Annotated in this window: 16 protein-coding genes and 1 pseudogene; 10 read left to right on the top strand and 7 right to left on the bottom strand. The window is 58.7% G+C overall.

Translation table 11 applies throughout. The annotated features are described in order from the left end of the window. Nucleotide 1 precedes the first annotated feature (1 nt). Nucleotides 2-907, top strand: coding sequence for a LysR family transcriptional regulator (locus tag AO268_RS25825; protein ID WP_099170265.1), 906 nt, complete (start codon nucleotides 2-4; stop codon nucleotides 905-907). Here the strand turns inward: AO268_RS25825 and AO268_RS25820 are convergent. Further along, nucleotides 904-1,527: an HAD family hydrolase gene (locus AO268_RS25820; protein ID WP_099170264.1), complete on the bottom strand. Its 624-nt coding sequence runs from the start codon at nucleotides 1,525-1,527 to the stop codon at nucleotides 904-906. The two genes, AO268_RS25825 and AO268_RS25820, sit on opposite strands and share 4 nt — an antisense overlap. A 186-nt stretch (nucleotides 1,528-1,713) precedes the next feature. Beyond that, complete coding sequence (fabV, locus tag AO268_RS25815; protein WP_099170263.1) at nucleotides 1,714-2,907, bottom strand: enoyl-ACP reductase FabV; 1,194 nt, start codon at nucleotides 2,905-2,907, stop codon at nucleotides 1,714-1,716. A gap of 328 nt (nucleotides 2,908-3,235) precedes the next feature. On the opposite strand from fabV, the gene ppnN reads away from it, so the two are divergent. The 4 genes from ppnN to AO268_RS25795 all read left to right on the top strand — a co-directional run bounded on the left by ppnN (nucleotide 3,236) and on the right by AO268_RS25795 (nucleotide 5,881). Continuing rightward, nucleotides 3,236-4,609, top strand: coding sequence for a nucleotide 5'-monophosphate nucleosidase PpnN (gene ppnN, locus AO268_RS25810; protein WP_076961302.1), 1,374 nt, complete (start codon nucleotides 3,236-3,238; stop codon nucleotides 4,607-4,609). Between the two features lie 118 nt (nucleotides 4,610-4,727). Beyond that, entirely contained in the window at nucleotides 4,728-5,042 is a 315-nt protein-coding gene (locus tag AO268_RS25805; RefSeq protein WP_167376348.1) for an AbrB/MazE/SpoVT family DNA-binding domain-containing protein, read from the top strand. After that, nucleotides 5,039-5,434 carry a PIN domain-containing protein gene (locus AO268_RS25800; RefSeq protein WP_076961301.1) on the top strand — a complete coding sequence of 132 codons (396 nt, stop codon included), beginning with the start codon at nucleotides 5,039-5,041 and terminating at the stop codon, nucleotides 5,432-5,434. The genes AO268_RS25805 and AO268_RS25800 overlap by 4 nt, the downstream gene beginning before the upstream one ends. A 72-nt stretch (nucleotides 5,435-5,506) precedes the next feature. Next, the gene (locus AO268_RS25795; RefSeq protein ID WP_076961300.1) at nucleotides 5,507-5,881 is read left to right on the top strand and encodes a hypothetical protein; all 375 of its coding nucleotides are present in this window, start codon (nucleotides 5,507-5,509) and stop codon (nucleotides 5,879-5,881) included. Between the two features lie 36 nt (nucleotides 5,882-5,917). Here AO268_RS25795 and AO268_RS25790 read toward each other — a convergent pair whose 3' ends face one another. The 3 genes from AO268_RS25790 to AO268_RS25780 are packed head-to-tail and all read right to left on the bottom strand — an operon-like array spanning nucleotide 5,918 to nucleotide 8,829. Then, nucleotides 5,918-6,841, bottom strand: coding sequence for a DMT family transporter (locus AO268_RS25790; protein WP_099170262.1), 924 nt, complete (start codon nucleotides 6,839-6,841; stop codon nucleotides 5,918-5,920). Then, the gene (locus AO268_RS25785; RefSeq protein ID WP_099170261.1) at nucleotides 6,841-7,818 is read right to left on the bottom strand and encodes a HalD/BesD family halogenase; all 978 of its coding nucleotides are present in this window, start codon (nucleotides 7,816-7,818) and stop codon (nucleotides 6,841-6,843) included. Before AO268_RS25785 ends, AO268_RS25790 begins: the two co-directional genes overlap by 1 nt. A gap of 15 nt (nucleotides 7,819-7,833) precedes the next feature. Continuing rightward, nucleotides 7,834-8,829 carry a hypothetical protein gene (locus AO268_RS25780; RefSeq protein ID WP_076961297.1) on the bottom strand — a complete coding sequence of 332 codons (996 nt, stop codon included), beginning with the start codon at nucleotides 8,827-8,829 and terminating at the stop codon, nucleotides 7,834-7,836. A gap of 121 nt (nucleotides 8,830-8,950) precedes the next feature. Between AO268_RS25780 and AO268_RS25775 the strand changes: the two genes are divergently transcribed. Next, on the top strand, nucleotides 8,951-9,799 hold the full coding sequence (locus AO268_RS25775; protein ID WP_099170260.1) for a LysR family transcriptional regulator: 849 nt from the start codon (nucleotides 8,951-8,953) through the stop codon (nucleotides 9,797-9,799). A 107-nt stretch (nucleotides 9,800-9,906) separates the two neighbouring features. Here AO268_RS25775 and mqo read toward each other — a convergent pair whose 3' ends face one another. Both mqo and AO268_RS25765 read right to left on the bottom strand, forming a co-directional pair. Then, entirely contained in the window at nucleotides 9,907-11,553 is a 1,647-nt protein-coding gene (mqo, locus tag AO268_RS25770) for a malate dehydrogenase (quinone) (RefSeq protein ID WP_099170259.1), read from the bottom strand. Nucleotides 11,554-11,827: 274 nt separating this feature from the next. Beyond that, the gene (locus AO268_RS25765) at nucleotides 11,828-12,454 is read right to left on the bottom strand and encodes a TetR/AcrR family transcriptional regulator (RefSeq protein WP_099170258.1); all 627 of its coding nucleotides are present in this window, start codon (nucleotides 12,452-12,454) and stop codon (nucleotides 11,828-11,830) included. 109 nt (nucleotides 12,455-12,563) lie between these two features. Here AO268_RS25765 and AO268_RS25760 point away from each other — a divergent pair, with 109 nt between their 5' ends. From AO268_RS25760 to AO268_RS25745, 4 genes and pseudogenes are all read left to right on the top strand, one after another. Then, the gene (locus tag AO268_RS25760) at nucleotides 12,564-13,634 is read left to right on the top strand and encodes a sugar phosphate isomerase/epimerase family protein (protein WP_099170257.1); all 1,071 of its coding nucleotides are present in this window, start codon (nucleotides 12,564-12,566) and stop codon (nucleotides 13,632-13,634) included. After that, a complete protein-coding gene (locus tag AO268_RS25755) occupies nucleotides 13,631-14,521 on the top strand; it encodes an alpha/beta fold hydrolase (protein ID WP_099170256.1) in 891 nt (296 codons plus the stop codon). The genes AO268_RS25760 and AO268_RS25755 overlap by 4 nt, the downstream gene beginning before the upstream one ends. Nucleotides 14,522-14,663: 142 nt before the next feature. Then, nucleotides 14,664-15,212, top strand: coding sequence for a cytochrome b (locus AO268_RS25750; protein WP_099170255.1), 549 nt, complete (start codon nucleotides 14,664-14,666; stop codon nucleotides 15,210-15,212). Between the two features lie 79 nt (nucleotides 15,213-15,291). After that, nucleotides 15,292-15,984 (top strand): annotated as a pseudogene (locus AO268_RS25745) (IS3 family transposase); the annotation flags it as partial.

Raw genomic sequence — 15,984 nt, 5'->3', positions numbered from 1 at the left:
AATGGACCTGTTCCAGGCAATGACCGTCTACGTCAAGGTCGTGGAGACCGGCAGCATGACCGCAGCAGCCCAGGCCTGTGGCCTGTCGACCACCATGGTCGGCAACCACCTGCGGGCCCTGGAGCGGCGCCTCGGCGTCAGCTTGCTCAAGCGCACCACCCGCAAGCAAAGCCTGACCGAGTTCGGCGGCCTCTATTACCAGCGCTGCCTGGAAGTACTGGGCCTGGTGGCCAACTCCGAGCAACTGGCTGAACAGATCCACCGCGAGGCGCCACAAGGGCTACTGCGCATCACGGCCCCGCCCGCGTTCGGCGCCGAGCGCCTGGCACCGGCGCTCAGCGAATTCTCCCGGCGCTACCCGCAGATCCAGCTGTACGTGGTGCTGAGCAATCAAGCGATGGACCTGATCGACAGCGGCTTCGACGTGGCGCTCCGCCTCGGTGAGCTGCAACCTTCGAGCTTGATCGCCCGGCCCTTGCAGGACTACACCATGACCCTATGCGCATCGCCGGATTACCTGGCCCGCCGGGGTACACCCCTGCACCCCATGGATTTGCAGAACCACGACTGCCTGGCATTCGCCTACCCCTCGACCGATGACTGGCGCAACGCCGACAAACTCTGGCGCCTGCAGGGTGCCGAGGGTGAAATCGAAGTCACCGTGTCCGGGCCCATGACCATCAACAGCTCCCAGGCCCTGCACCGTGCCGCCGTCGAAGGCATGGGCATCGTGATGCTGCCCGACGCCCTGGTCGGCACCGATCTGTTGGCGGGACGCCTGGTGACGCTCCTGCCAGGCTATCAGTCACCTTCGCGCTCGATGCACCTGTTATATGCGCAGGACCGCTATCGCCTGCCCAAGCTGCGGGCCTTCGTCGACTTCGCGCTCGAACAATGGGCGCGCTAGACACTCACCCCCAGGGCCTGGAGTTCACGGCGGGTCTGCTCGGGTGAAACATGATGAATACCACGCCAGCCCAGGGCCGTCGCGGCATTGGCGTTTTCGGCCACATCGTCGATAAACACCACTTCTTCGGGCTGGATATCCGGCAGATGGGCGCGCACCTGGTCGAGGCTGGCGCGGTAGATCGCCGGGTCAGGCTTGATCAGCTTCACCTCGCCAGACACCACGATCTTGCGAAAGTATTGGAGGAAGGGGTAGTTGGCACGGGCATAGGGGAAGGTTTCTGCGGACCAGTTGGTCAGGCCGAACAGCGGTACGTTGGCCTCATGCAAGTCTTCAAGAATCGCCACGCCGCCTGCGAGCGGGCCGCGCAGCATTTCATGCCAGCGCTCGTAGTAGGCCCGGATCAGGGCTTCATGTTGCGGGTGTGCGGCGATCAGGCTGTGGGTGGCTTCAGCCAGGGTGCGCCCAGCGTCCTGTTCGGTGTTCCAGGCCTGGGTGCAGATGTTGTCGAGGAACCACTGGCGTTCCTGGTCACCGGGAATCAGTTGGCGGTACAGATGGTGCGGGCTCCAATCAAACAGGACACCGCCGAAATCAAAAACTACTGCACGAATCGTCATGAAGATCCTCCGTTAGCCGAGTGTGGTCACTGGAACACCCAGCATGAAGCAAATGTGGGAGCTGTCGAGCCCCGGCGAGGCTGCGATAGCGACGGCACTGCAACATTATGTTGCCTGAACCACCACTATCGCAGCCTCGCCGGGGCTCGACAGCTCCCACAAGGGTTTCGCTTCGTTTGTTAGCGCTTAAGCCTGGACCAGGCCTTCGATCTTCACGGTCGGATTGACGTCAGCCTCGTAATCCACGCCAGCAATCTCGAAACCGAACAGGCGCAGGAACTCCGCCTTGTAGCCGGCAAAGTCGCTGATCTCGTTGACGTTGTCATCGGTGACCTGGTTCCACAATGCCGCCACGGCGTCCTGGACTTTTGGCTCCAGCTCAGCCAGGTCGGCGCGCAGGCGGCCATCGGCGTCGAGCTTCGGTTCGCTGCCGTACAGGCTGTCCTTGAACAGGCCGTAGACCTGCTCGATGCAGCCTTCGTGGGTACCCTGCTCTTTCATCACCTTGAACAGCAGCGACAGGTACAGCGGCATGATCGGGATTGCCGAGCTGGCCTGGGTGACCACGGCCTTGAGCACCGAGACCCGGGCATCGCCCTTGAGTGCCGCGAGGTTGTCGCGCAGGGTCAGGACTTTCTTGTCGAGGTCTTTCTTGGCCTCGCCGATGGAGCCGTTCCAGTAGATATCCTGGGTCAGTTTTTCGCCCAGGTAGGTGAAGGCGGTGGTCTTGGCGCCTTCGGCCAGCACGTCGGCATCACGCAGGGCGTCGATCCACAGCTGCCAGTCTTCGCCGCCCATCACTTTGACGGTGCCGTCGATTTCTTCCTGGGTGGCCGGTTCCAGGGTGGTATCCACGACCACACCCTTGTCGGTGTTGATCCCACGCAGGGTCACGGCCTTGCCGATCGGCTTGAGGGTGGAGTTGTGCACCACGCCCTGGGGGTCGGTACGGCGTGGCGCGGCCAGGCTGTAGACCACCAGGTCGATCTTGCCCAGGTCTTTCTTGATGGTTTCGATGGTCAGGCGCTTGATCTCGTCAGAGAACGCATCGCCATTGATGCTCTTGGCGTACAGGCCTTTTTGGGCGGCGAACTTGTGGAAAGCGGCGCTGTTGTACCAACCGGCAGAGCTGAGCTTGCCTTCTTCGCCTTCTTTTTCAAAAAACACACCAAGGGTGTCGGCGCCACAACCAAAAGCGGCACTGATACGTGCAGCCAGGCCGTAACCGGTGGACGCACCGAGCACCAGGACTTTCTTCGGGCCGCCTTCGATGGCACCGTGTTCGGTCACGTAGTCGATCTGCTCTTTGACGTTTGCTTCGCAGCCAACAGGGTGGGCGGTCACACAGATAAAGCCACGAACCCGCGGTTTGATGATCATAAAATTTCTGCCTCTTCCAAGGTGCCGATGGCCAATGGTGGCCATTACGGCGTCAATCGTACTGGTCTATGACGTCCGAAAAACCGAAGCGTCACGATAGTCGCAATTCTTCTGTTCGCAAAATCCAATCCACACCGGCCAAAGGCGCTATATTTTTCCAACAAGGGCGCGAATTCAGCAAATTCTGCGGCATGATGAGCCAGGGCGGCGTTTGCGTCCTGCCTGTAGGGCGGGGAGAATGCCTGTCCTGTGCGACCGTATTCGGCGCTCGTCATCCTCATGCCACGGGCTGTTCATCGCCCGGTGGCTGCGCTTTCAGGGAATAAGAATGCCTCAACGCCAAGTCATCAATGCCTCCGTCAGCCCCAAGGGCAGTCTCGAAACGCTGTCGCAACGTGAAGTCCAGCAACTGAGCGAAGCCGGTTCCGGCAGCATCTATACGCTGTTTCGCCAGTGCGCCCTGGCTATCCTCAACACCGGCGCCCATATCGATAACGCCAAGACCATCCTCGACGCCTACAAGGACTTCGAGGTGCGCATCCATCAACAGGATCGTGGCGTACGCCTGGAGCTGCTGAACGCGCCGGCTGATGCGTTCGTGGATGGCGAAATGATCGCCAGCACCCGGGAAATGCTGTTCAGCGCCCTGCGCGACATCGTCTACACCGAAAACGAGCTCGACAGCCAACGCATTGACCTGAGCACCTCCCAGGGCATCACCGACTACGTATTCCACCTGCTGCGCAACGCGCGTACGCTGCGCCCCGGTGTCGAGCCGAAGATCGTGGTGTGCTGGGGTGGACACTCGATCAATACCGAAGAATACAAATACACCAAGAAAGTCGGGCACGAACTGGGCCTGCGCAGCCTCGACGTGTGCACCGGTTGCGGCCCAGGCGTGATGAAAGGCCCGATGAAGGGCGCGACCATTTCCCACGCCAAGCAACGCATCACCGGCGGGCGCTACCTGGGCCTCACCGAGCCTGGCATCATCGCCGCCGAGGCGCCGAACCCGATTGTCAACGAACTGGTGATCCTGCCGGATATCGAAAAACGCCTGGAAGCCTTTGTGCGTGTCGGCCACGGCATCATCATCTTCCCCGGCGGCGCCGGTACGGCCGAAGAGTTCCTGTACCTGCTGGGTATCCTGATGCACCCGGACAACCGTGATGTGCCCTTCCCGGTCATCCTCACCGGGCCAAAACAGGCGGCACCGTACCTGCAACAGCTGCATGCGTTTGTCGGCGCGACCCTGGGTGAGGCGGCCCAGGCCCACTACCAGATCATCATCGATGACCCTGCCGAAGTTGCCCGGCAGATGACTGCGGGCCTGAAGGCCGTCAAACAGTTCCGCCGCGAGCGCAACGACGCCTTCCACTTCAACTGGCTGCTGAAGATCGACGAAGGCTTCCAGCGCCCATTCGACCCGACCCACGCCAACATGGCCAGCCTGCAACTAAGCCACAGCCTGCCGCCCCATGAACTGGCGGCCAACCTGCGCCGGGCGTTCTCGGGGATTGTGGCGGGTAACGTCAAGGACAAGGGCATCCGCCTGATCGAACAGAACGGCCCGTACGAAATCCACGGCGACCCGACCATCATGAAGCCGCTGGATGAGCTGTTGAAGGCGTTTGTGGAGCAACACCGGATGAAACTGCCCGGTGGCGCGGCGTATGTGCCGTGCTATCGCGTGGTGCAATAAGGCAAATGGCCAGGTCATAGGTTGTATTGCTTTAGGGCTGTCTGAGGGGTGTCGAAGGCATAAAAGCGGACTAGGGTTTTATCTATTCCGACCACCGACACCTGCAGAAGAGCGACCTATGGACCAACGGATCTTGTCCTCCATTATTCCTTACCCTAAGGTAAGGAATATCCCGTTGGAGATCTTCATTATGGCCACCGCCACACTTACCTCAAAAGGACAAATCACCATCCCCGTTCAAGTCCGGGCCGCATTGGGCCTGGACACCGGAGACCGGGTGGAATTTGTCGAAATGGACGATGGCAAGTTCGCCATCATCGCCGCCAACCACAGCGTCCAGGACCTCAAGGGGCTGATCCGCAAGCCCGCCACGGCCGTCAGCATTGAACAGATGAACCAGGCAATCGCCGTGCAAGGAGCAAAAGCGGGATGATTGGCCTGGATACCAATGTGCTGGTGCGCTATGTCACTCAGGACGACCCGGTTCAATCGGCCAAGGCCACGCACCTGATCGAATCCCTGACCGTTACTGCGCCGGGTTTCGTCAGCCTGGTCTCGGTGGTGGAGTTGGTCTGGGTGTTACAGAGCTGCTACCCATGCACCAAGACGCAAGTGGTGGCGGTTCTGGAAACCCTGCTGCGCACCCGTGAACTGATCATCGAACAGGCCGAACTTATCTGGCAGGCCGTACGCCGATTCACCACGACCAAGGCGGACTTTGCCGACTGCCTGATCGAGCGCTGCGCCCACGCTGCCGGGTGCGAATACACGGCCACCTTTGATAACGACGCCGCGAAAGCCACCGGTATGCGCCGCCTGGGCTGAACCCTGGCGTTGCTGCAATGGACCGGCTTTGATAAAACCTGTGTTCCACCGCCCCTTGAGAGACCGCCCAACGTGCGCACGCTTCTGCTCGCTGCCCTGCTCCTGACCCCCACCCTCGCCCTGGCAGAAACCATCGCCTGGCCGGACCTCCCCGAGACCTGCTTCGTCAGTGGACGGTCTGCGACCAACGACGATGTCGACAATGGCTGTGCGGCGTTTCTGATCAATGTGAAAGGCAAGGCGGCAGGTACGCCGATCAAGATGGATATTCCCCAATACGCCCTGCATGTCGAAGCAGGTACCGGCAAGGAGACGCCGGTGATCATCATCCAGGCGGAACAGAACGGTGATATCAAGGCTGTGGGGTACAAAGAACTGGGTACGGAGCAATTGGGCGCGGCGTTGCTCAAGGAAGTGCGGCTTTTGGGAACGAAAAAGCCGAGCTGAACACCACCCTCCAAACAAGCGGCGTGGGCATAATATTCACGACGCACACGCCATCGCCTGTCTTTTCAAACGGACCAGAATCAACCCTGCCACCACCACGGCAATACCCACATACGTCGAGGTGTAAATCACATCGCCAAACATGATTGCCGCCCAGACCAACGTCACGGGGGGCTCCAGGTAAACCAGCGCCGCGACATGGGTCGCAGTCATAACCCGTAACAACATCCAGAGGCTCAGATACGCGATAAACGTAGAAAACACCGTCAGCCAAACGATCGAGACCAGTACGGCGCGGTCCTGGGGAACGCTTAACGTATCGGTGTAGAGCACCGCCGCAGTGAAGCCCATCAAGGTCATCAGTGACTGGATAAACAGCGACAGGCTCAAGCTACTGCGATGGGTCTGCTTAAGCGCTGAGCGGCGCTCATACAATGTCGCCATCGTCAGCCCCAAGGCCGAGACAAGCGGCAGTAAATACATGACCAGCCCGACCTCGGCACCACTATTGCGGTACTGCCCCGCGATCACAATCGACACCCCGCAAAAGCCCACCAGCAAACCCAGCCATTGCCATGCTCCGCTGCGCTCTGTGGTACTGCCCGACGACAGTGCGGCCGTCATCAGTGGCTGAAGCGCCGCGATAATTGCCGCAATACCCGGTGGCAACCCATTTTGGATGGCCACGTAGACACAACTCAAATAAAGAAACTGCGACAAAAAACCGATCACCGCGTGGTGGCGGATTTGCGCCCAGGAAACCTTCAGCAGCGCGCTATTCAAAAACAGCCCCAGGCACACCGAGACCAGCAAAAAACGCCAGAACAGTAAGTTGAACGCGCCTGCATCCTGAGCCCCCATCTTCGCCCCAATAAAACCGGAGCTCCAAGACAAGACAAACACCATCTGCAAGAGCAGTAACTTCAGCGTTCCCAGGGTCGCGCGCTTGGGCAGCCTCATTATTGCCCCCTGGGCATCGCCAGTTCGGCAAAGGTAATAGGCGCAATGCCCAGTCGACGGTATTGCTCCTCGGCAGGCAATGCCAGGTTTCGCCTCAGCTGGAACCATGGCCTGATCGTCCTCAACACACCGTCATCGGATGCCAGGTGCCAGAACTTGTTCACATCGACCGAACTGTAGGGACAATGAAATGAAAGTACCAACGACATGCGCCGGCCGGCCGTGACAGGGCGCACGCCATGAAACACACGGCTGCCGTAAAGGTAGACCGCATCGCCACTGGACCGGACAACGCTGGTACATAGGTGCCCGTCCAGGTTATTCAGATCAAAGCGCTCGTTCTGCCCTTCAAAAAACACAAACTCTCCACCTTCATACTCACCAGGGTCCGATAGCAAGATATTCAATACGAAACTGGTACCGTCGGTATGCCACATGCCAATCTGGGCTTTATCTTCAGGCGTCTGGCGCGGGTAGAAATAGTTGACCTGTGAACGCGCCCGTAAAAATGGATGGGGCACCAAAGGCACGCCTGCAATATGCGACACCGCCAACAAAAAGGCGCGACTGCCCATCATTTCCCGAATAAGGGTCGAGGACTCAGTGGCAGCACGGGTGCGATTGGAAATAATCCAGTCGCTGGTGGTAGAGCCCGCCTCCAACTGATAACAGGCACGACGCAATTGCGTGACGCCCTCTTCGGTAAATAACCCCGCCACCTGTGCCACGGCGGTGAGCTGCTCAACCGAGGCGACGGCCAACGGCGAGTTCACATAACCCAGTTCGGCAAGGCTTCGGTGATAGCCAAGTGCCGGAACACTGCTGTGTAAGTAGCTATCACTCCAAGGCTTCAAGGTATCGAGCAATGCCCCAGGATGCTTGCATCGCCCCGATGCCGGAGACAGCGATGCCTGCAACGCCAGTTTCAGCCGTCCTGCTCCCTGCGCAAATACCGGAAGGTCACCGTCTCGTCTCATGGCTATCCACCTCTATTATCGGTCAGTGCAATCGTGGTCCGGGCAATATTCGGACAGTTGATACATGACACTGCCGTCTCCGCTGCAATACTCACCAATCACTCGGCAACTGCCGTACTCCTGGCGTACCCGGATAAATTGCTCGCGGGTGTATTTCAGGCAGACATTCGTCAAGAGATAGCCATCATCATGACCGTCGTGGACAGGCAGCAACGTTGCGGCGACACGGTAGCGATCATCGTGGTGCTCGATCTCGGAGATGACGACTCGATGGTTATCCGTTTTCTCCAGCCCCAGTTTCAAACCGATCAGGTCGGAGAACCGAATCATGCACTCGTGGCTATAAAACCGATGGATGTGGGCATCATCCTCAACCGTGGACAATTGCATTTCTGACAAGACATACGTTCGCCTGCCACCCACCCGGCGAATGATCTGGCCAACGGTATCGGGCAACTCATTGCCCTCCTGGAAGCCCAGCATTGTAATCAGCGTTATATCCTGGCCGCGTTCAAGCTGGTGCCGGCGCAAGTCCCGGAAATCGGTGGCCAGATAGGAGAACCCCTGGGGCGTGGCCAGCATCGGCTCAACCGCGCGGCGCATGATGCCCTGGGAAGCACAGTTGATATCAACCGCGGTGTAATACTCAGGTTCAGCGCCACACTCCAGCAAATACCCCATCAGGGCGGATGTTTTCACCGGCTCCGGACCCAACTCGACGTAATGCAAGCTGCCCTGCCCCAGCAGGTCAACCAGATCATTGGCGACCGATTGCAGCAGTTCGCCCAGGGAACCCGACCCACAAGGTGCAGCGCATATGCCTTCGGCGCTTATCCCCTGGTTATTCAGGGCGGTCATCAGCGCTAATATTTCTTCGCTGACCTGCTGCGAAAGCGCCGTCCGATGCTCAGACAGGGTCGAGTATTTCTCAGCGTTTTCAATGGTCCAGATTCGCCCTCCGAGGTCATGATTATTCTGCAAAGACGCTACAACCAGCGTGTTGATATCCATATACGCTCCAACTCTTTTTATTCGATAGACAGGCACGCTCCTGTTTGACCAAAAGACTAAAGTGAGGTCATGATTTTGTATATTTGAATAATCTGCACCACTAATCCTCAAAAGAGGAATCATGAACAAGCAATTGAACATCGACCTTCTACGCACCTTTCATGCGGTTGCCCGCTTTCGACGGTTCAACGAAGCAGCCAACCATGTGCATCGCAGTGCGTCGACCGTCACCACGCAAATCCACAAGCTGGAAAACCTGGTGGGCCAAAGGTTATTCAGCCGCAACAACCAGGGCGTCGAACTGACGATGTATGGCAAGAAATTGCTGAGTGAAACCACGGAGTTTCTGAAAAGTCATGACCGCTTGCTCGCCTCACTCAGCCCACAACGCATGCAGGGCAAAATTCGCCTGGGCTTGCCTGACTCATACGCCCCAGCATTTATGCGCGACTTCCTACCGCTGCTGATTGCAGACAATCCACTGCTTGAGTTGGAGGTGGAGGCCAGGTCCAGTGGTGAGCTGTTCACGATGTTCAGTCGCGAACAAATTGACCTGGCGCTGGTTGTCAGCTCGCAGCCGCTGGAACAGGGCGAGCGTCTCGGCACGATCCAGCCTGTCTGGGTCGTTGCCGAGAACTTCCAGAGACCCGAGCAGGCGCCACTGCCCATCGCCGTGCAACTGACCGGCTGCCCATACCGGGCATCGGCCTTGCGGGCCCTGAAAGAACATGGGGTTTATTACCGAGTCCTGCTGGAGAGTGCCAGCTCGACGGCGGTGGAGGCGGCCATCATGTGTGGATTGGCGGTCGGGATGATCGAGGAAGAGCGCATGGGCGCCGGGCTGACCAGGCTCATCCCCGGCATACAGTTACCTGGGCTGCCGCCGCATCAGCTTTATCTACTGTCTGATAGCGCTAATCACCTGGCACTTCACTTACATGAGCAGATCAAAAAAGGTTTCAGAATTTGACTCCTATGAGCAGATCGAAAAGCCATAAACCAAAAACCCGCTGACCGTTACCGGTTCAGCGGGTTTTATGGGGCAACTCAATCCTGTCTCAGGACCTTGCCAACCGCTTACAGCGCAATGTCAGCCGCCGGCTTGCTCGGCTCAGCCGCAGGCTTGGCAGCCTCGGTCGCTGCTGGTGCAGCCATTGGTGGAATGGCTGGCGGAGGCGTCAGTTGCAGAACCTTGGCGGTGTAGGCCCACTCTTGCGCAACCCGCTCAGGGTTGCCGTTCAGCTTGGTGCCATAGCTCGGCACGATCTGCTTGAGCTTTTCCTGCCAGGCCGGGGTAGCGACCTTGTCCTTGAACACTTTTTCCAGCACGGTCAGCATGATCGGCGCTGCGGTGGACGCACCTGGCGATGCACCCAACAGGCCGGCGATGGTGTTATCGGCGGAGCTGACCACTTCGGTGCCGAGCTTCAGGACGCCGCCCAGCTCTTCGTCACGCTTGATGATCTGCACACGCTGGCCGGCCTGCCACAGGCGCCAGTCTTCTTTCTTGGCGTTCGGGAAGTACTCTTGCAGCGCCTTGAAGCGGTCGTCATCCGACTGCATCAGTTGGCCGGCAAGGTACTCGACCAGTGGGTATTCACGAATACCGACTTTGGTCATTGGCCAGATGTTGTGGGTGGTGGTGCTGGTCAGCAGGTCCAGGTACGAGCCTTCTTTGAGGAACTTGGTGGAGAAGGTCGCGAATGGGCCAAACAGGATCACGCGCTTGCCATCCAGCACGCGGGTGTCCAGGTGCGGCACCGACATCGGTGGCGCGCCAACCGACGCCTTGCCGTAAGCCTTGGCCAGGTGTTGCTCGGCAATCGTTGGGTTCTCGGTCACCAAAAACGAACCACCCACCGGGAAGCCTGCGTATTCCTTGGCTTCAGGAATACCCGATTTTTGCAGCAGATGCAGGGCACCGCCGCCCGCGCCGATGAACACGAACTTGGCGTCGGTCTCGGTCTTGGTGCCGTCTTTCAGGTTTTTGTAGCTCACACGCCACGAACCGTCGGCGTTCTTGGTGATGTCCTGCACTTCGCTCGACAGTTTCAGGTCGAACTTGGGGGTGGTCTGCAGGTGAGCGACGAACTGGCGGGTAATCTCGCCGAAGTTCACGTCAGTGCCGAGCGGCGACCAGGTGGCGGCGATTTTCTGGTTCGGGTCACGCCCTTCCATCATCAGCGGCACCCACTTCTTGATCTGTACCGGATCTTCGGAGTATTCCATGCCAGCAAACAACGGGCTCGCCTGTAGTGCGTCGTAACGCTTCTTCAGGAACTTGATGTTGTCATCGCCCCACACAAAGCTCATGTGCGGAGTGGAGTTGATGAACGAGCGCGGGTTCTTCAGAACGCCTTGCTGAACCTGCCACGACCAGAACTGGCGGGAAATCTGGAACGCTTCGTTGATCTCGACCGCTTTCGGGATCTCAACGGTGCCGTCCTTGTTTTCCGGGGTGTAGTTCAGCTCAGCCAGGGCCGAGTGACCGGTACCGGCATTATTCCAACCGTTGGAGCTTTCTTCGGCGACGCCGTCCAGGCGCTCGACCATCTCCATCGACCAATCCGGCTGCAGCTCGTTGAGCCATACACCCAGGGTCGCACTCATGATGCCGCCGCCGATCAATAGCACATCGACTTTTTTTGCCTCTTCCGCCTGGACGGAAGTAATCCCTATGGACAAAGCCAGCCCCAACAGAGCAGTGTTCACTTTTTTAAACATCGTAGCACCTATGATAAAACGCCTTCCGCCCTACCATCCTCGACCTTCCGGCAACCGTGGTACGCCAAACATCAGGTAATGTCCGGCTGGTTCCCGTACTCGCAAGCACTGCAGGGTGGGCACACAAGGCCGACGTATCGACCTCACTTTTATGTCCCTTCTGCGCTGACTTTTTATCATTATTGGCTTCAGCTACCTCGGCGACAGCTCTCTGCCGGTACGCATTCGGGAGTGCGTACCAGAGAAAGGATAGACCAAGATGGCGCGCAGAATATCATGCTCCGGCGGGATCGGGCGTCTGTTCTGGACTTGACGGTCGTGTTGGCAACAGGCTCAGCGCCACCTCGACAGACTGGCGCAGACGCTCGGGTGCAACCCCATCCCGCGCCTGGATGGAAATACCGTGCAAAAAGGTCGCATAAAAGTCCCCCAGCGCCTGCACATCGGCATCTTCGCCAAGCTCCCCGCTGTCCTGCCCACGGTGCAGCCTGTCGATGATCGACTGGGTGCGTTGCCGGCGGTGCTCACGCAACCATTGCTGCACCTCGGCACCGTCGGGGCTGGTGCTGCTTGCGGCACTCACCACCAGGCATCCGCCGGGACGGCCCGATTGTGTGTAAGTGGTGATGGCATCCTCCAACATGTCCCTGATCGCGCTTCTCAAGCCTGTCTGCGCCAGCGCACAGTCGGCAAAGCCACCCTCGCCGCTTTCATATAGCGCCACCGCCTCACGAAACAACGCCTGCTTGCTGCCAAAGGCGGCGTAGATCCTGGCCGAGGCAATGCCCAGCGCCGCCACCAGCGCCGACATGCTGGTGCCCTCGTATCCTTGCTCCCAGAACAACAACATGGCGCGCTGCAATGCCGCTTCCCTATCAAATTCGCGCGGACGTCCGGCCATTAATTACTTACCTGTTGGTGTGATTTCATCACTTTAACCCATATCGAGTTGACGGTAGTGAATGGCCCGGCCTATTCTTTGTCGAGCGACAAATAATAGGAAAAATCTGATGCGTACACTTAAAGGACCGAGTTTGCACCTGGCACAATTCAGTGCCGCCGAGCCGCCGTTCAACAGCCTGGAGAACATCGCCCAGTGGGCCAGGGCACAAGGTTTCAAGGCACTGCAGATTCCGGCCTGGGACAGCCGATTCTTCAATGTCGAACTGGCCGCGCAAAGCCAGGCTTATTGCGATGACCTCAAGGGCATGCTCCGCGACCACGGCCTGCAGATCAGCGAACTGACCAGCCATATGTTTGGCCAATTGGTGGCGGTTCATCCTGCCTATGACGCCCTGTGGGACACCTCTATTCCAGCACCGCTGCGGGGCAGGCCCCAAGCCCGTACCGAATGGGCGATCGAACGCATGAAATTGACTATCACGGCCTCGCAAAGGCTTGGCCTTGAAGACCTGGGCACGTTTTCCGGCGCCCTCGCCTGGCCCTATCTGTTCCCCTTCCCGCAACGCCCGGAAGGTCTTATCGAGACCGCATTCGACGAACTGGCCCGGCGCTGGCGACCGCTCTTGGACCTTGCCGACGAGAAAGGCGTCAACCTCTGCTACGAAATCCACCCCAGCGAAGACCTCCACGACGGCACCAGTTTCGAGCGTTTCTACGAACGGGTTGACCAGCATCCACGCTGCCGGATCCTGTTCGACCCCAGCCACTTCGTGCTGCAACAACTGGACTACTTGAGCTACCTCGATATTTACCAGTCGTTCATCCGTATGTTTCACGTCAAGGACGCCGAGTTCAACGCCACTGGCCGCCAGGGTATCTACGGCGGCTACAGCGACTGGGCCGACCGTGCCGGCCGATTCCGCTCACTGGGTGACGGCCAGGTGGATTTCAACGGCATTTTCTCCAAGCTGGCCCAATACAACTATCCGGGCTGGGCCACGCTGGAATGGGAGTGCTGCTTGAAAAACCAGGAGGACGGAGCCCGCGAAGGGGTCGCGCTTATCAACCGACACATCATTAAAGTCACCGACCGGGCCTTTGACGACTTCGCCGGTGCGCCGGTCGATCAGCGGCAGATCCAGGCCATGCTCGGCCTGCAGCACGAGGCACGCCCATGAACGCTCGCACCGCCACATCGCCCAATACCAGCGACGCTTTCACACACCACTATGTGCGAATCGACGGCAAGAAAATCCACTGCGTCATGGCCGGTGCCGGGGAGCCGGTGTTGCTGATCCCAGGCTGGCCGCAAACCTGGTACGCCTTCCGGCACATCATGCAAGCCCTGGCATTTCAGGGCTTCCAGGCCATTGCCGTCGACCCGCCGGGCCTGGGCAACTCAGACCGGCCGGCACTGGGCTTCGACACCGGCAATATTGCCGACGTGCTCCATCGGATGATGCTGGGGCTGGGCATCCCGCGCTATCACCTGGTTGGGCACGATGTCGGCATGTGGGTAGCCTATGCCCTGGCAAGTGACCAGCCACACGCCGTGCGCACACTCACCGTAACCGAGGCCGTCATCCCCGGCCTGGCCCCACCGCCACCGATTTTTGTCGCGACGGAACAAAACATCTTCCTGTGGCACTTCCTCTTCAACCAGATCCAGGACCTGCCCGAAGCCCTCATCACCGGACGGGAGGACACGTACCTCAACTTCATGTTCGACCGCTGGTCATTCCACCGCGATGCCGTGGCCTGCGACGTCTACATTCGCGCCTACTCAACCCCCGGCGGCTTGCGTGCTGGGTTCGACTACTACCGCGCGATTCCCGAAACAATCCGACAAAACACCGAGCGCGCCACCCGCAGGCTGGCAATGCCAGTACTGGCTATCGGCGCCGAACATGCCACCAACGATGCACCACTGGTGACGCTCCAAGGGCACGCCACTGACCTGCGCGGGGCAATCATTGCCGATTGCGGGCATTTTGTGATGGAGGAGGCACCAGAGGCTTTTTTGCAGCACTTGCTTGGGTTTTTGCTCGCGCATCCTGAAAGCTGAAACTCCGTGCCAGACGAGTGACGGGGCAACGTAGGAAAATTCAGAAATCAGAAAAGCCGATAGGAATCATCAAGTTTTTACTGTTTTCCGCCATGCCCAATTGTCGATAATCGCGCCTACCAAAAGGGAGGCGCGTATCCAGATGACAGAGGCAAAAAGCTACACAGCCACGGCAAAGTGGCTGCACTGGGGCATGGCACTCATCTGGATTGCCGCCTGGCTGGTGGGGCTCGTGGCCGTTCATTGGCGCGACGAATTCAACCCGCAGCATCAACTCACCTTTTTACACAAGGCGATGGCGAGCACGCTGATATTCCTCATCGTCCTGCGCATCGCCTGGCGCCTGACCCATGCGGCACCGGCGATGCCAGACACCATGACACCGCTGGTCAAGCGTGCAGCCTTTATTGGCCACCTGTTGCTATACATCGTGGCGCTGGTCGGGCTGCCGATATCCGGCTGGTACTGGAGCTCGGTGGCTGACAAGCCCATCCTGGTGGCCGGCTTATTCCTACTGCCGCCGCTGGTGGAACCAGATAAAAGCCTCTATGACCTGGCAAAGGCGATTCATACCTACAGCGCGTGGCTATGCGGAGCTCTTGTGGGCGGGCATATGGTGGTAGCGCTGAAACATCACTTTATTGATAAGGATAAGGTCCTGGCGGGAATGCTGCCGGGGCGAGTCGACTGATGTGGGAAGGCTCTCTGTAGTGGTCTAATGAAACCGGACACCCATTTAGGCGAGAATGCTCGCCAGATCGAGGTGTCAGATGACCAAACAACGCTGCTCCTTTACTCCTGAATTCAAGCGCGAGGCTGCCGACCTTGTGCTCAAACAAAACTACAGCTACATCGAAGCCAGCCGTTCACTCGGCATTGGTGAATCGGCATTGCGCCGCTGGGTTGATCAGATTCAGAAAGAACATAAAGGCGTCACCCCGCAGAGCAAGGCACTGACTCCGGAACAGCAAAAAAATCAGGAGCTGGAAGCCCGGATTGCTCGGCTTGAGCGAGAGAAATCAATACTAAAAAAGGCTACCGCGCTCTTGATGTCGGAAGATCACGAGCGTTCGCGCTGATTGACCAGTTGAGCGCCCATGAGCCGGTTGATTGGCTGTGTAAGGTGTTTGACGTCACTCGCTCGTGTTACTACGCCCAGCGCCTGCGGCGCCGCACGCCCGATGTTGAACGGCTTCGATTGCGTAGTCGCGTCAGTGAGCTGTTCTCGCAAAGTCGCAGCTCTGCGGGCAGTCGCAGCATCCTGTCGCTGATGCGTGAAGACGGTGAGCAACTCGGTCGATTCAAAGTGCGTAGCTTGATGCGCGAGCTTGATTTAGTCAGCAAACAACCCGGCTCCCATGCCTACAAACGAGCAACAATAGAAAGACTGGATATCCCGAACACATTGAACCGTGAGTTCGACGTGCCAGCGCCCAATCAAGTCTGGTGCGGCGATATCACCT

Origin of the sequence: Pseudomonas sp. ICMP 8385 (assembly GCF_002699915.1) — a bacterium.
GTDB classification, from domain to species: Bacteria; Pseudomonadota; Gammaproteobacteria; order Pseudomonadales; family Pseudomonadaceae; genus Aquipseudomonas; species Aquipseudomonas gessardii.
The sequence above is the reverse complement of the archived record's forward strand: the minus strand, read 5'-3'. Positions and strand labels throughout refer to the sequence as shown.

Bases quoted from the DNA above. Each gene is read 5' to 3' on its own strand.
- AO268_RS25825 (WP_099170265.1), top strand. From the start codon at position 2: ATGGACCTGTTCCAGGCAATGACCGTCTACGTCAAGGTCGTGGAGACC.
- mqo (WP_099170259.1), bottom strand. From the start codon at position 11,553: ATGTTTAAAAAAGTGAACACTGCTCTGTTGGGGCTGGCTTTGTCCATA.
- AO268_RS25780 (WP_076961297.1), bottom strand. From the start codon at position 8,829: ATGGATATCAACACGCTGGTTGTAGCGTCTTTGCAGAATAATCATGAC.
- AO268_RS25750 (WP_099170255.1), top strand. From the start codon at position 14,664: ATGACAGAGGCAAAAAGCTACACAGCCACGGCAAAGTGGCTGCACTGG.
- AO268_RS25790 (WP_099170262.1), bottom strand. From the start codon at position 6,841: ATGAGGCTGCCCAAGCGCGCGACCCTGGGAACGCTGAAGTTACTGCTC.
- AO268_RS25765 (WP_099170258.1), bottom strand. From the start codon at position 12,454: ATGGCCGGACGTCCGCGCGAATTTGATAGGGAAGCGGCATTGCAGCGC.
- fabV (WP_099170263.1), bottom strand. From the start codon at position 2,907: ATGATCATCAAACCGCGGGTTCGTGGCTTTATCTGTGTGACCGCCCAC.
- AO268_RS25785 (WP_099170261.1), bottom strand. From the start codon at position 7,818: ATGAGACGAGACGGTGACCTTCCGGTATTTGCGCAGGGAGCAGGACGG.
- ppnN (WP_076961302.1), top strand. From the start codon at position 3,236: ATGCCTCAACGCCAAGTCATCAATGCCTCCGTCAGCCCCAAGGGCAGT.
- AO268_RS25805 (WP_167376348.1), top strand. From the start codon at position 4,728: ATGGACCAACGGATCTTGTCCTCCATTATTCCTTACCCTAAGGTAAGG.
- AO268_RS25775 (WP_099170260.1), top strand. From the start codon at position 8,951: ATGAACAAGCAATTGAACATCGACCTTCTACGCACCTTTCATGCGGTT.
- AO268_RS25800 (WP_076961301.1), top strand. From the start codon at position 5,039: ATGATTGGCCTGGATACCAATGTGCTGGTGCGCTATGTCACTCAGGAC.
- AO268_RS25820 (WP_099170264.1), bottom strand. From the start codon at position 1,527: ATGACGATTCGTGCAGTAGTTTTTGATTTCGGCGGTGTCCTGTTTGAT.
- AO268_RS25755 (WP_099170256.1), top strand. From the start codon at position 13,631: ATGAACGCTCGCACCGCCACATCGCCCAATACCAGCGACGCTTTCACA.
- AO268_RS25760 (WP_099170257.1), top strand. From the start codon at position 12,564: ATGCGTACACTTAAAGGACCGAGTTTGCACCTGGCACAATTCAGTGCC.